Below are 13078 nucleotides of genomic sequence, written 5' to 3'. Positions count from 1 at the left end.
ATTCACATGCGGCTCATCCTCATGGCAACGATGGCGGCTCTGATGGTTGGACAGGCAGCCGCCAAGGACGTGTTATCGGGCGCGAGCCTGTATGCCGATGTCGCGCGCTACGCCTCGTTCGGCCTGCACCGCTTCGGCTCGCCCGGCGATCGCGCGACCGCTGACTGGGTCGCGGGCGAGCTGTCCGAGGCCGGCTTCGCCATCAAGTTCCAACCCGTCGTGCTTGGCCGGCAATACGTCGTGGAGCGCGCGAGTGCGGAAGCGGCCGGCACGCGCGTCGAGGTAACGCCGTTCTGGTGGCCGCCCGAGGATAAGGCCAGCTTTCATCTCTCCGCGCCGCTCGCCCGAGAGGGCGACGTTGCCGGCAAGATTCTCTGGGTCGATCTGCCATTCGATCGCGGAGCCTATCTCGGTCCCGCGCATCGCGCGGCGATCGCTGAGGCCACGGCGAGGAAACCCGCCGCCATCCTGCTGACGATCGGCAATCCCGCGGACGACCGTTTCGCCTACAACGTCACGCAGGAGGACGCACCCTGGCCGGTACCGGTGATGGTGGTCGGCGCCAAGGCCCGCGATCCGTTCGAGCGTGCGCTCGCGTCAGGCGCTCCGGTCACATTCGACCTTGCCGGGCACTACGATCACAACGTCTCCGGCCGCAACGTCATCGCCGAGATCGGCATTGGCCGCGGACCGACCATCGTCGTCTCCACGCCGATGACCGGCTGGTACAGCTGCGTCTGCGAACGTGGTCCCGGCATCGCCAATTTTCTCGCGCTGGCGCGCACGGCGGCTGCGGAGAAATGGCCGGCGCATTTCGTCTTCATTGCGACCGCCGGCCACGAGATCGGCCATGGCGGGATGGAGTTGTTTCTGAAAGACGGCGCGCCCGCGCCAAAGGACACGCTGGCCTGGATCCACTTCGGCTCGTCGAACGCGTGCTACGCCTTTGCGGAAGGCGCGCGGATCAGCCGGCCCGAGGAGGAGCGCTATCTCGTGCTGAGCAAGTCAGCCGTCGCGCTGACCGATGAGGTCTTCGCCGCGGTCGCGGCAAAACGTCTGGTGACGGAGAAGCAGGCGGTCGGCGAGCTGCGCGACGTGCATGCGGCGGGCTACGCCAATTTCCTCGGCATGGCCGGTCGCCATCAGACCTTCCACACGCCGGCAGACGATCTCACGGCAACCGGGCCCGAGATCCTCGAGCCGGTTGCCCGCGCCTTCGTCGATGCTGCGCGGAAGATTGTCGAACGCGGCGACGCCGCGTTCAGATAACCTCAGTTTTGATAATAATAATTGCGCGGCTGATAATACTGGCGCGGCTGTTGCTGCTGATAGTAGTAACCCTGATGGGCCTGCACCGGATCGGAGCCGTAGCTCGGCTGCGGTTGCGGCAGCTGCTGGTAGACCTGCGCGCCAGGAGGGCGGGCAATCGGACGCGGCGCCGGGTAACGAGCGCCGGTGTCGCTGCCGTCGGCGGGATAGATGTAGTTGTCGTCCTGCGGCATGTAGCGGCGAGGGGGCTGCATCGGCGGCGCCAGATTCACGGGATCGCCTGTCGTCGCATACTGCTCCTCAGCCGGCTGCTCGGCGCGGGCCACCGCATTGTTGGTCCGGCCGCGCGGGTTGCGGGCCAGCGCCACCTGCGCCGAGCCCGTCAGCGTCACCGTGGTGTTGAGCACGCCCTGCTCCTGCACCAGCGCGTAGAGGGTCGAGGCGTTCTGGCGCGACAGCCGCACGCAGCCATGCGAGGCGGGCGTACCCAATCGTCCGACCGAGTCGGTGCCGTGAATGGCATGCCCGACCTTGGTGAAGAAGATCGAGTGCGGCATCGGCGCGTCGTCGAATTCCTTGGAATAGTGATCCTCTTCCATGCGGAAGGCACGGAACGAGCCGGCCGGCGTCTCGCGCGAGGGGATGCCGGTCGACACCGGCCAGTGGTAGCGGGTGACGCCGTCGACCACGACGGTCATCTGCTGATTGTTCTTGTCGACGGTAATGTCGACCTTGGCCTGCGCGGTGCCCGCGCTCAAAAGCATCAGGGACGTGAACGCAACGAAAAAGGAACGCATCTGAAATCTGGCCTCCGGCCTGTTCGCGCTAGAGCATGATCCGGAAAAGTGTGTAGCGGTTTTCCGAAAAGATCATGCTCAAACAATAACACCGCGGCTCTCCGTCCCCGGCTCGCACTATGCCTGCAATCCGGCTTTCGTTCCAGCGGGCTGCTCACCCATCGTTAACGTGATGCCGGGCGTAAGCAAGGCCGCTTTGTGCCGCGCCGGCTCTGACGATGCTGACATTTTCGCGAGCGGGAGCTGCGTTCACAACGCCGACAATTCGTCACAAAGACGCAACCATTTGGCCGCTTCGGGCGTTGAACACGGCCTACCAATTGGCGGCTGTCGCCGCCGTCTACTCCCGGGGACTCAAGATGAACAAAGCTCGTATCGCCGCCGCGCAGTTGCCGGCGGGTCTACCCGTTCGCCTGTTTTTCGCGGGCGCCGCTGTCCTTCTTGCGCTGGCTTGCGCGCCGCAAGCCGGCCACGCCCAGGGCATCGTGCGTGGCGCCCAGGAAGGCTCCTATGAAGGCAACCGGATTGCCGGTCCCGTGGGCGGTGCGGTCGGAGGTGTCGTCGGTGCCGGTGTCGGCGGCGCTGTGGGCGCCGTCGATGGTATTCTGGGCATTCCCTACCACGGCCACCGCCATTGCCGCGGCTACTACGACGGCTATCACCACTTCCGCTGTTATCGGTAAGTCCACCGCCCGTCATTCCGGGCTCGCGACTTCGTCGCGCACCGGAATGACAGTCAGTTCTTCAGCCGATAACCGGTCCGGAAGATCCACCAGATCACGGCGAGGCAGATCGCCAGGAACGCCAGCGTCATGCTGAAGCTGACGGCGACGCTGACATCGGCGATCTCGTAGAAGCTCCAGCGGAAGCCGGAGATCAGATAGACCACCGGATTGAGCAGCGCCACCGTGTGCCACGTCGGCGGCAGCATGTTGACGGAGTAGAAGCTTCCGCCCAGGAAGGTCAGCGGCGTCACCACCAGCATCGGGATCATCTGGAGCTTTTCGAAGCCGTCGGCCCAGATGCCGATAATGAAGCCGAACAGGCTGAAGGCCACCGCCGTCAGCACCAGGAAGGTCAGCATCCAGATCGGGTGATGGATGTGCAGCGGCACGAACAGCCCGGCGGTGGCGAGAATGATCAGGCCGAGGATGATCGACTTGGTCGCGGCGGCGCCGACATAGCCGAGCACGATCTCGAAATAGGAGATCGGCGCCGACAGGATCTCGTAGATCGTGCCGACGAATTTCGGGAAGTAGATGCCGAACGAGGCGTTGCTGATGCTCTGTGTCAGCACCGAGAGCATGATCAGGCCCGGCACGATGAAGGTGCCGTAGCTGACGCCCTCGACATCGCTGATGCGCGAGCCGATCGCAGCGCCAAACACCACGAAATAGAGCGAGGTCGAAACGACGGGCGAGACGATGCTTTGAAACAGCGTTCGCCAGGTGCGCGCCATTTCGAACAGATAGATGGCGCGAACGGCGCGGTAATTCATGACGCCCTCACGAGGTCGACGAAGATGTCCTCGAGCGACGATTGGGTCGTGTCGAGATCGTTGAAACGGATGCCGGCGGTACGAAGGTCGCTGAGCAGGCTGGTGATGCCGGTGCGCTCGCCCTTGGTGTCGTAATCGTAGACCAGCGTCGCGCCGCTGTCGCAGAGGTCGAGCTCGTAATGGGCGAGGCTCTCCGGCAGCGCGGCGATCTTGTTCTGCAGATGCAGCGTCAGCCGTTTCTTGCCGAGCTTCTGCATCAAGGTGGCCTTGTCCTCGACCAGCACGATCTCGCCCTTGTTGATCACGCCGATGCGGTCGGCCATCTCCTCGGCTTCCTCGATGTAATGCGTGGTGAGGATGATGGTGACGCCGGACTGCTGCAGCGTGCGGACCACCTCCCACATGCCCTTGCGCAGCTCGACGTCGACGCCGGCGGTCGGCTCGTCCAGAAACAGGATCTGCGGCTCGTGCGACAGCGCTTTCGCGATCATCACGCGGCGCTTCATGCCGCCGGAGAGCGTGATGATCTTGTTGTCCTTCTTGTCCCAGAGCGACAGATCCTTGAGGATCTTCTCGACCAGGGCCGGGTTCTTCGGCTTGCCGAACAGGCCGCGGGAGAAGCTCACCGTTGCCCACACGCTCTCGAAGGAATCGGTGTGCAGCTCCTGCGGCACCAGGCCGATCATCGATCGCGCCTTGCGGTAGGAGGTCTGGATGTCCTCGCCGCCGACGCTGATCTTGCCCTCGCTGGGGTTGGCGATGCCGCAAATAATGGAAATCAGCGTGGTCTTGCCGGCGCCGTTGGGGCCGAGCAGCGCAAAGATCTCGCCGCGTTTGATGTCGAGATTGACGTTCTTGAGCGCCTTGAAGCCGGACCCATAGGTCTTCGACAGGTTGGCGACGGAAATGATGGAGGACATGAGGGCCGGTCGGGGGTGGGGAGGGATGCGCCGGAACCCGCACCCTGGCGGGCGGAAGACCGGCGGACCCCCGAAATAGGAATGGCCTTGCCCGGCCGCAATTGCCTGGAGAAAAATGGTCTCAAAACAGGCCCTTAAGTGGCAGGTTTCGGGCAGGTGTTGCGCGATGGTCACGGATTGCGGCTAAGATCACCATTCACGCGGCTCTTTGTTGCGTCTGCGAGCAGGCCGTGGCTACGATTCCGGCCAATCGCGAAGCGTATGTCCCCAGGGAAAAGATCGATGAGACCGAACGGCCGTCACACCGCCGGCGCCAGCCAGTTGTCCACTCTCCGCATGTGGGCGACCTGCCTGCTGCTGCTGTCAGCTGTTGCCATGAGCCCGACCACCGCCAGGGCCGCGCCGAGCCAGGCTGCGGCGACGACGCATGTCTATCTGCTCCGCGGCGTGCTCAACATCTTCTCGCTCGGGCTCGATACGATCGGCGCACGGCTGCAGGCGCAGGGCATTCCGGTGACCGTCGCGAACTTCGTGTCCTGGTCCTCGCTCGCCGATGAAGCCGCGACCGAATACAAGGCCGGCCGCCTCAAGACCATCGTCCTGGTCGGGCACTCCTCGGGCGCCACCGCGCTGCCCGACATGATCGCCAAGCTCAACCGTCTCGGTGTGCCGGTGAAGCTCGCGATCGGGCTCGACTCCGTGTTCAAGACCAAGCTGTCGACCGGCGCCGAGCGCTACATCAACATCTATATCGGCGATGGTCCTGGCGAGCCGGTGCGGGCCGACGCGGGCCTTCGCGGCAAGCTCGACAATGTCGACGTGCGCGGCAGCGGCGTCGGCCACATCACCATCGACAAGAACGATGCAATCCAGCGCCGCGTCATCGCCGAGATCGACGCCGCGATCGCCCGCTCGCGCGGTCCGGCTGGCCCGGTCGCCCAACCCGGCGCGCCGCGGGCCGCGCATTCGGCGGCGGCAACGGCTCCGGCGAGAAACTGAAGACTTTCGCCCGCAACGGCTGACTTCATCATGCCGCCGTCGACTTGATTGTCGACGGCGGCATTGTCTTGGCCGCCACGCCGTCGGAATGTGAAAAGGGCCCGCTGCAGGTGCAGCGGGCCCTGTCCAGGCGTCGATCGCGGCGAATTACTTCTTCTCGGGCACCCAGGTGGTGCTCGCCTTGTCGTATTTGAAGCCCGGCGCTTCCTTGAGCGTGTCCTTCGTCTCGTCGATGGTGAGCCACCATTTGTCGTTCTTCTTGGCGGTCTTGATGGCGCTGAAGGGCACGATGACGTCCTTTTCGCCGGCACCCAGGAATCCGCCGACGCCGAGCACGAGCCCGGTGATCTTGCCGGACTTGTCGACGAGCACGTCGTCGACGTCGCCGATCTTGCTTTCCTTGGGATCGTAGACGGCCTGCTTGTAGTAGTTGGTCACCGTCCAGCTTTCCGTCGGCGCCGACTTCACGGTGGTCGTCGCGGCATTAGCGGCAGTCGCAGCAACAACTGCAAATGCACATGCCATAGCGAGCTTCTTCATCTTGGTCCTCCTCAACCAGTTGATCGCGGTGGCAACAGGAGGGAGCGGCAAAGGTTCCTACAGACGCGAGGGCGAGAGGTCGCTGGTTGCCGGCGAACTCGCTTATCGCTTCCTGACCAGCTTGAGCGGACCGCTGGTCTTTTGACCGCGCGGCTTGCTCGCGATGCCCTGCGCTTCGGGCGGCTTCAGGAAGCGGGCGATCATCGTCCTTAGATGCGCCGCGCTCTGCTTGATGTCGAGCTTCGGGTTGCGGATCGGCAGCGCGCGGGATCCGTCGATGAGGGCGATCAGGATGTTCGCCGTCGCATCCGGATCGAGTCCTGGATCCACCCGTCCCTGCTGTTGCGCGTGGCGCAGGAAATCACTCCACATGCGGCGGACGGCTGCGGTGTGCCGCTCGATGATCTTTGCGAAATCCGGATTGCGGGCGGCCTCGGCGAGGCCATCCAGATTGAGGGCCTGGGCGGGACGAAAGCGCAGGCTGTTGTCCTCGATATCGGCGAGCAGCGCGTCGATCACGTCGTCGGCCGCGAGAATCCCTTCGAACCGCTCCGCCGCATGCGCAAGACCCATATCGATCATCGCTTCGATGATCGCCTCCTTGCTCGGAAAGTAGTGGTAGAGGTGGCCGGGACTGATGCGCGCCTCGGTGCAGATGTCCGTCGTGCTGGCGCCGCGGAAGCCGTCCCTGATGAAGCAGCGGATCGCCGCGCCGAGGATCTCCTGGCGCTTCAGTTCATGCTTGACGGGATCGACTTTCCTCAAACCAGACATCTCCATTCACACTCGCCCCGTTTACCACGAGGATTTGCCACGAGAAAATCAAAATTAGAGAGTTCCATCTATTTATGTTGACGGGTGGCGAGGGGCGTGAGAGTGAATATTAGAGCGATCTATCTAATAATCCGCCGATGCGGGAACGGGACCATGCGCTTGCCACGGACGGCCCTGATGAGTGTCGCGCTGGCTCTCGGGGGCTGCGCGACCGCGCCGCTCGAGCAGGCCGGCTCGCTCAGGAGCTACGACCGGATGTCGGACGCCAACGGATTGGTGACGCGGTCGAAGATCCGCGTGAACAAGAAGGACGTGCTGGCGGCCAAGACGATCCGGATCGCATCGACCGTCTTCCAGGCGCGCGCCGATGTCCCCTTGAACGAAAAAGAACGCCGCCTCGTCGCAAACGCGATCAGCCGCGAGCTGTGTCTGCGCCTGAGTGAGCGCTTCCGCATCGTGGCCGCCGATGACGATGCGGACCTGACGGTGCAGGCGACGGTGACGCATGCCGCGCCGACCAATCCGACTGCCGCGGGCGCATCGAAAGCCCTGGCGATCGCCAAGACCGTCGCGCTTCCCGGCGTGCCTGTGCCGGTGCCGCGGCTTCCGGTCGGGCTCGGCAGCCTGTCCGTCGAGGCGGAAGCGCACGACTTTGCAGGATTCGAGAAGGCCGCCATGGTCTGGGCGCGTGGTGCCAATTCCATCACGAACTCGCCGCGGGTCGCGAACGAGGGCGATGCATATGATCTCGCCGCCGATTTCGGCGCCGACTTCGCCAAGCTGGTCGCGACCGGAGAATCTCCGTTCGGCGGCGTCCCTGCGCTGCCTGCCATGGACAGTATTCGCGTGCGACTCGGCGGTGCGCCCAAATACGTCGCGTGCGAAGCGTTCGGACGGTTTCCAGGCGTAACGGGCCTTGCGGGGCAGGGGTTGGGGCTGCCGCCAGGCTGGACGGATTCAGGCGCCAAGGAAAGTCCGGCCAGCAGTCCCGCCGCACCATCCGCGCACGAGGCGTCTCCGGAGCAGACGCTCACGCAATGACGTGGCTGCGCTCTTTGCGACCTCCAACCTCAACCTGTTTGTAACCGATCCGAGTCAACGACATGCCGACACCTGGAATACATCGCCCGCCCCAACGCGCTTTGCGCCAAAGTGCAACGCAGGCGAGGAGCGTTCCCCTGTTTACCGCCGATGAAGCGTGGAGCAGAACCAACGCGGATCGGCGCGCAACGAGCGAGACGGACGATCTGAACGCGATCCTCGAACCCGGCTTCTGGATGACGGCCCTGGTTGCGTTCCTGCCGACGGTCGCAGGCTGCCTCTATCTCTTCCTGACCCAGGGATGACACGCAAGTATCGAACGCGGCACCGCGCATCTCCGCGTGCGCCGGCCGCTGTCCTGGCGCTGCTGCTGGCGGGATGCGCGTCGAGCGCGAATCTGCCTCCGGCCTATCATCCGTCGCGTGCGCCGGGCGCCAAGGCGGTGCAGGACGGCGTGAGGAAAGCTGCCGCGGAGGCCAAGTTGAGCGGAGGCCTCGAGACATCGGCCGTTCGCGACAGCGACCACGGGCCCGGATCGTATTTCGTGTGCCTGAGGCAGACAGGCCCATCGGCGGGCGGACGGCCTTCTTATTCGGTTTTCTTCGACAATGACGAGTACAAGGGAATCCAGAGTTCGGTATTGTCCGAGGCGTGCGAAGCCGAGCCATTGGCTCCGTTCAGGTGAGGCCGGGATGTTGATATGGTCGGAGTGAGGGCCCTTGCTGGCAGGCCGTGGCCACGGTTCCGTGCCCCAAAAACCGCCCAATCTGGGGTCACTAAGCGCCGCGGGGGAGGCCTGTGCCTTCCGTTGTGGGACTGCAGGACTTGATGATTGATCCAAGGCGACTTGTGGTGCTGGCAGCTTGTGCGCTGCTCGCCTTGAACCCTTGTCTGGCCACAGCCTCGCCCGCCAAGTCGAAGCCGGCTGCGGCCCCGACTGTCGCGCCGCCACCGCCGCCGGCTGAGCCGCTGCCGCCGCCGAAGATCTACCTGTTCCGCGGCGCCATGGGGCCGATCTTCTCGACCGGCATGGACCGGCTCAGCGAGAAGCTCACGGCAGCCGGCTTCTCGGCCGACGTCTACGAGTTCACTCTGTGCCGGCTGATCGGCAATCGTGCCATCGCCAGCTACAAGGAGAGCCCGGCGCCGATCGTGCTGATGGGCCACTCCATGGGCGGCCTGTGCTCGGTACTCATCTCCGAGATGGCGGCCAAGGAGAACATCCCGATCAGCCTCGTCATCACCATCGATCCCGCCCATGCGACCGATGACGTGCCGCTCAATGTCGAGCGCTTCATCAACATCTTCCTCTCCGACAGTGTGCTCGGCGGCGGCAATGTGGTCGCGGTGCCGGGCTTCCGCGGCCATTATGCGAGCTATGACCTGAAGCAGAACAGCCGCGTCTCGCACATCAACATCGAGAAGTCGGACGACATTCACCGCCAGATCGTCGAGATGGTGACGCAGTTGCCGCGGATCCAGGCGGCGCAGACCGAGGCCGATTCGGTACCGTTGCGCTATCTCGTGCCGGGCGACTCGCTGGTCGAGTTGTGGGACAGCGGCGTGCGTTTGCCGGTGCGTCGCGGCGACACCATGGAGAGCATCGCCGCCGCCAACCGCGTGCCGCTGTGGTCGCTCGCGCAGAGCAACTCACTGCCGGAGAACGCAACGCTCACTCCGGGCCAATCCATCATCGTCCCGCGGCATCTGACGCCGCCGGACGCCGCGGCCGCAATGGTGGTGCCGCCGGCGGCGGCACCTTCACGGCGGAAGTAGCTTTTCCGCTAGACGTTCGAGCCGTGGATCGCGTCGATCACGGCATCCGTCACTTCCTTCGTGGTCGCCTTGCCGCCGACATCGGGCGTCAGCACGCCTGCGGCGCAGACCTGCTCGACAGCCTTCATCAGGCGCGCGGCGGCATCCTTCTCGCCGAGATGCTCGAGCATCTGTGCGCCGGTCCAGAATGTCGCGACCGGGTTGGCGATGCCCTTGCCGGTGATGTCGAAGGCCGAGCCGTGGATCGGTTCGAACATCGAGGGGAAGCGGCGCTGCGGATCGATGTTGCCGGTCGGAGCCACGCCGAGGCTGCCGGCAAGCGCGCCGGCGAGGTCCGAGAGAATGTCGGCGTGGAGGTTGGTCGCCACGATGGTGTCGAGGCTCTTCGGATGCAGCGTCATGCGCACGGTCATGGCGTCGACCAGCATCTTGTCCCAGGTGACGTCGGGGAATTCGGTCGCAACTTCAGCGGCGATCTCGTCCCACATCACCATGCCGTGGCGCTGCGCGTTCGACTTGGTCACCACAGTCAGGAATTTGCGCGGACGCGATTGCGCGAGCTGGAACGCGTAGCGCATGATCCGGGTCACACCGACGCGGGTGAAGACGGCCACTTCGGTGCCGACCTCCTCGGGGAGGCCCTTATGCGCGCGGCCGCCCATTCCGGCATATTCGCCTTCCGAATTCTCGCGCACGATCACCCAGTCGAGATCGCCGACGCCGACATTGCGCAGCGGCGAGGCGACACCGGGCAGGATCTTGGTCGGCCGCACATTGGCGTACTGGTCAAAGCCCTGGCAGATCGGCAGGCGCAGGCCCCACAGCGTGATGTGGTCGGGCACGTCGGGCGCGCCGACCGCGCCGAAATAGATCGCGTCGAACGTCTTCAACTCGTTGAGACCATCGGCCGGCATCATCACGCCGCGCTTCTTGTAATAGTCCGAGCCCCAGTCGAAGGTCTTGACGTTGAAGGTAAGGTCGCCGCTGCGTTTTGCGAGCGCCTCCAGCACGCGGATTCCGGCCGAGATCACCTCGGGGCCGATGCCGTCGGCGGGAATGGCTGCGATCGAATGGGTGCGCATGGATGTGCTCCGTTTGGGGTGTCAGTGGGATTGCGGGACGGGTTCGACGGGCGCGGTCTGCGCGCGCGACAATAGCAGGGTCAGCACCGCCGAGAGAACGAGCAGGCCACTGACGAAGTACAGACCGCCGACAAAACTGCCGGTCTGGTCCTTGATCCAGCCGATCATGGCCGGACCGACGAAGCCGCCGAGATTGCCGATCGAGTTGATGGTGGCAATGCCCGCCGCGGCCGCGGGGCCGGAGAGGAACAGCGTCGGCATGCTCCAGAGCGGCGGCTTTGCCGAGGAGATGCCGATATTGACGAGCGTCAGCGCGAGGAGCACCGCGACGACGCCGGACGCAAGGCCGGCATAGGCGAGGCCCACGGCGGCGATCAGGCAGGCGAGCACGACGTGCCAGGTGCGCTCGCCGGTGCGGTCCGAATGCCGCGCCCACAGCACCATGGCGACGACCGCGGCCGTGGCCGGCAGCGCGTTGAGGAAGCCGACCTGGAGCGAGGACAGGCCGAACTGCTTGATGATCTGCGGCGCCCAGACGCCGAGCGTGTAGAGGCCGGCCGAGGTGCCGAAATAGATCAGCGACAGCGCCAGCACGCGCGGATCCGCCAGCCCGCGCCAGATGCTGTGGCTCGCGGTCGCGGCCTTGCTGGTGGTCTCCTCGTTCATGGTCTCGACCAGCCAGCGGCGCTCGTCATCGGCGAGCCATTTTGCTTTCTCCGGGCGATCGGTCAGGAAGGCCAGCACGACGAAGCCGAGCAGCACGGCCGGCAGCGCCTCCAGCACGAACAGCCATTGCCAGCCCTTGAAGCCGAGCAGGCCGTCCATCTCCAGCAGTGCACCGGACACCGGCGAACCCAGCACGGTCGAGAGTGGTGCCGCCGCCATGAACAATGCGGTCACCGCGGCGCGCTGGCGTGCCGGGAACCAGTAGGAGAGATAGAGGATGATGCCGGGAAAGAAGCCGGCTTCCGCGACGCCGAGCAGGAAGCGCAGGATGTAGAAGCTGGTCGCGCCTTGCACGAACGCCATCGCCGCCGAGACCATGCCCCAGGTGATCATCACCCGCGCGATCCAGATCCGCGCGCCGACCTTGTGCAGGATGATGTTGGAGGGCACCTCGAACAGGAAATAGCCCCAGAAGAAGATGCCGGCGCCAAAACCGTAGACGGTCGGCGACAGGCCGATGTCCTTGTTCATCGTCAGCGAAGCAAAGCCGATATTGACGCGGTCGATGAAGGCCACGAAGTAGAGCAGCATGATGAAGGGAACGATGCGCCAGGTGATCTTGCGCAGCACGCGCGTCTGAATCTCGCTCGCCACTCTGGCCTCCCCACGGTTCCGGCTTGTTGTGTGGCAGCGAGCCTAGGCGGGAGCGGCTGGCGGACTCAATTGGCACTGGTTTATACAAAAAAATGATATAATCCTCCGACGGCGAGACGAGAGGATCCGGAATGGAATTGCATCAGTTGCGATGCTTCGTGGCGGCGGCCGAGCAGCTGCATTTCGGCCGCGCCGCGCAGCATCTCCAGATGCTGCCGTCGGCGCTCGGGCGCCAGATCAGGCTTTTGGAAGAGGATCTGGGAACGCGGCTGTTCGCGCGCACGACCCGCGCGGTCTCGCTCACCGAGGACGGCACGACGCTGCTGCGCGACGCCCGCGCCATCCTTGCCCGGGTCGAGGCCGTGGAGAGCAATCTGCGCAACCGCTCGCGTGCGGGCGCTGCGCGGCGGCTGCGGGTCGGCGCCATCGACAGCGCTGCGGCCGGGTTGCTGCCGCCGCTGCTGCGCGATTTCCGGACAAAACATCCGGAGGTCGCGGTGCAGCTTCTGGAGGACAAGACCGTCCGGCTGTTGCCCAGGATCCTGACCGGCGCGCTCGATCTCGCCTTCGTCCGGCCGCCCGATCGGGCGGACAAGCGGCTCGAGTTTCGGCCTCTGCTTCAGGAAACCGCGATCGTCGCGTTTCCGCAGCGCCACGCGCTCGCCGGGCGCAAGTCGATCACACTGGCCGACATCGCCGACGAAGCCATGCTCGTCCCCGACCGCCGCTCGCGACCACATAGCCACGATCTCACGGTAAAACTGTTCGAGCAGGCCGGCTTGACGCCGCGCATCGTGCAGGTCGCCGACGAGAAGCAGACCATCATCCATCTGGTGGCAACGAAGCTCGGCGTCGCGATCGTACCGCGCTGGACCACGCGGATGGCGGTGACAGGCGTGCGCTTCGTGCCGCTCCGGCCGAAGCAGAGCGGCCCCGTCGGGCGGCTGCCGCTGGCCGCGGCCTGGTTGCGCGGCTCACGTGATCCGGCCCGCGATGCCATGTTGGCGGTGCTGGAGGCGCGCCTGCGCAGCTATGCGCGGGAGGCGTGAGCGGCTAAGAGTG

13 protein-coding genes are annotated in these 13078 nt (G+C 65.0%); 6 read left to right on the top strand and 7 right to left on the bottom strand.

All coding sequences use genetic code 11. The features are described from left to right. The first annotated feature begins 6 nt into the window (after positions 1–6). On the top strand, positions 7–1269 hold the full coding sequence (locus tag NLM32_RS35570; protein ID WP_254133362.1) for a hypothetical protein: 1263 nt from the start codon (positions 7–9) through the stop codon (positions 1267–1269). Positions 1270–1271: 2 nt separating this feature from the next. On the opposite strand, the gene NLM32_RS35565 is transcribed toward NLM32_RS35570, so the two are convergent. Further along, on the bottom strand, positions 1272–2066 hold the full coding sequence (locus NLM32_RS35565) for a L,D-transpeptidase (RefSeq protein ID WP_254133361.1): 795 nt from the start codon (positions 2064–2066) through the stop codon (positions 1272–1274). A 359-nt stretch (positions 2067–2425) separates the two neighbouring features. Here NLM32_RS35565 and NLM32_RS35560 point away from each other — a divergent pair, with 359 nt between their 5' ends. Further along, the gene (locus NLM32_RS35560; protein ID WP_254133360.1) at positions 2426–2749 is read left to right on the top strand and encodes a hypothetical protein; all 324 of its coding nucleotides are present in this window, start codon (positions 2426–2428) and stop codon (positions 2747–2749) included. 53 nt (positions 2750–2802) lie between these two features. Here NLM32_RS35560 and NLM32_RS35555 read toward each other — a convergent pair whose 3' ends face one another. Together NLM32_RS35555 and NLM32_RS35550 are read right to left on the bottom strand one after the other, a co-directional pair. Continuing rightward, positions 2803–3564 carry an ABC transporter permease gene (locus NLM32_RS35555; RefSeq protein ID WP_254133359.1) on the bottom strand — a complete coding sequence of 254 codons (762 nt, stop codon included), beginning with the start codon at positions 3562–3564 and terminating at the stop codon, positions 2803–2805. Then, positions 3561–4484, bottom strand: coding sequence for an ABC transporter ATP-binding protein (locus tag NLM32_RS35550; protein WP_254133358.1), 924 nt, complete (start codon positions 4482–4484; stop codon positions 3561–3563). Before NLM32_RS35550 ends, NLM32_RS35555 begins: the two co-directional genes overlap by 4 nt. A 282-nt stretch (positions 4485–4766) precedes the next feature. On the opposite strand from NLM32_RS35550, the gene NLM32_RS35545 reads away from it, so the two are divergent. After that, positions 4767–5483: a hypothetical protein gene (locus tag NLM32_RS35545; RefSeq protein ID WP_254133357.1), complete on the top strand. Its 717-nt coding sequence runs from the start codon at positions 4767–4769 to the stop codon at positions 5481–5483. Between the two features lie 147 nt (positions 5484–5630). Here the strand turns inward: NLM32_RS35545 and NLM32_RS35540 are convergent, their stop codons facing one another. Continuing rightward, positions 5631–6023 (bottom strand): PRC-barrel domain-containing protein, encoded by a 393-nt coding sequence (locus NLM32_RS35540; protein WP_254133356.1) that lies wholly within the window; start codon positions 6021–6023, stop codon positions 5631–5633. A gap of 102 nt (positions 6024–6125) precedes the next feature. Continuing rightward, positions 6126–6803 (bottom strand): TetR/AcrR family transcriptional regulator, encoded by a 678-nt coding sequence (locus NLM32_RS35535; RefSeq protein ID WP_375143603.1) that lies wholly within the window; start codon positions 6801–6803, stop codon positions 6126–6128. Between the two features lie 171 nt (positions 6804–6974). Between NLM32_RS35535 and NLM32_RS35530 the strand changes: the two genes are divergently transcribed. Together NLM32_RS35530 and NLM32_RS35525 are read left to right on the top strand one after the other, a co-directional pair. Next, a complete protein-coding gene (locus tag NLM32_RS35530; RefSeq protein WP_254133354.1) occupies positions 6975–7838 on the top strand; it encodes a DUF3313 domain-containing protein in 864 nt (287 codons plus the stop codon). 828 nt (positions 7839–8666) lie between these two features. After that, entirely contained in the window at positions 8667–9614 is a 948-nt protein-coding gene (locus tag NLM32_RS35525) for a LysM peptidoglycan-binding domain-containing protein (protein WP_254133353.1), read from the top strand. An 8-nt stretch (positions 9615–9622) separates the two neighbouring features. On the opposite strand, the gene NLM32_RS35520 is transcribed toward NLM32_RS35525, so the two are convergent. Together NLM32_RS35520 and NLM32_RS35515 are read right to left on the bottom strand one after the other, a co-directional pair. Then, a complete protein-coding gene (locus NLM32_RS35520; RefSeq protein ID WP_254133352.1) occupies positions 9623–10696 on the bottom strand; it encodes a tartrate dehydrogenase in 1074 nt (357 codons plus the stop codon). Positions 10697–10717: 21 nt separating this feature from the next. Next, on the bottom strand, positions 10718–12016 hold the full coding sequence (locus NLM32_RS35515) for an MFS transporter (protein ID WP_254133351.1): 1299 nt from the start codon (positions 12014–12016) through the stop codon (positions 10718–10720). A gap of 131 nt (positions 12017–12147) precedes the next feature. On the opposite strand from NLM32_RS35515, the gene NLM32_RS35510 reads away from it, so the two are divergent. Beyond that, positions 12148–13065, top strand: a complete 918-nt coding sequence (locus tag NLM32_RS35510) for a LysR family transcriptional regulator (protein WP_254133350.1) — start codon at positions 12148–12150, stop codon at positions 13063–13065. Positions 13066–13078: the final 13 nt, after the last annotated feature.

The organism is Bradyrhizobium sp. CCGUVB14, assembly GCF_024199935.1.
In the GTDB taxonomy this organism is placed as follows: Bacteria; Pseudomonadota; Alphaproteobacteria; order Rhizobiales; family Xanthobacteraceae; genus Bradyrhizobium.
This window is presented reverse-complemented; position numbering and strand designations above follow the sequence as displayed.

What these genes read in the sequence shown, in the direction of transcription:
- NLM32_RS35565 (WP_254133361.1), bottom strand. Translation starts at nt 2,066, where the DNA reads ATGCGTTCCTTTTTCGTTGCGTTCACGTCCCTGATGCTTTTGAGCGCG.
- NLM32_RS35530 (WP_254133354.1), top strand. Translation starts at nt 6,975, where the DNA reads ATGAGTGTCGCGCTGGCTCTCGGGGGCTGCGCGACCGCGCCGCTCGAG.
- NLM32_RS35550 (WP_254133358.1), bottom strand. Translation starts at nt 4,484, where the DNA reads ATGTCCTCCATCATTTCCGTCGCCAACCTGTCGAAGACCTATGGGTCC.
- NLM32_RS35540 (WP_254133356.1), bottom strand. Translation starts at nt 6,023, where the DNA reads ATGAAGAAGCTCGCTATGGCATGTGCATTTGCAGTTGTTGCTGCGACT.
- NLM32_RS35545 (WP_254133357.1), top strand. Translation starts at nt 4,767, where the DNA reads ATGAGACCGAACGGCCGTCACACCGCCGGCGCCAGCCAGTTGTCCACT.
- NLM32_RS35555 (WP_254133359.1), bottom strand. Translation starts at nt 3,564, where the DNA reads ATGAATTACCGCGCCGTTCGCGCCATCTATCTGTTCGAAATGGCGCGC.
- NLM32_RS35525 (WP_254133353.1), top strand. Translation starts at nt 8,667, where the DNA reads ATGATTGATCCAAGGCGACTTGTGGTGCTGGCAGCTTGTGCGCTGCTC.
- NLM32_RS35510 (WP_254133350.1), top strand. Translation starts at nt 12,148, where the DNA reads ATGGAATTGCATCAGTTGCGATGCTTCGTGGCGGCGGCCGAGCAGCTG.
- NLM32_RS35520 (WP_254133352.1), bottom strand. Translation starts at nt 10,696, where the DNA reads ATGCGCACCCATTCGATCGCAGCCATTCCCGCCGACGGCATCGGCCCC.
- NLM32_RS35560 (WP_254133360.1), top strand. Translation starts at nt 2,426, where the DNA reads ATGAACAAAGCTCGTATCGCCGCCGCGCAGTTGCCGGCGGGTCTACCC.
- NLM32_RS35570 (WP_254133362.1), top strand. Translation starts at nt 7, where the DNA reads ATGCGGCTCATCCTCATGGCAACGATGGCGGCTCTGATGGTTGGACAG.
- NLM32_RS35535 (WP_375143603.1), bottom strand. Translation starts at nt 6,803, where the DNA reads ATGGAGATGTCTGGTTTGAGGAAAGTCGATCCCGTCAAGCATGAACTG.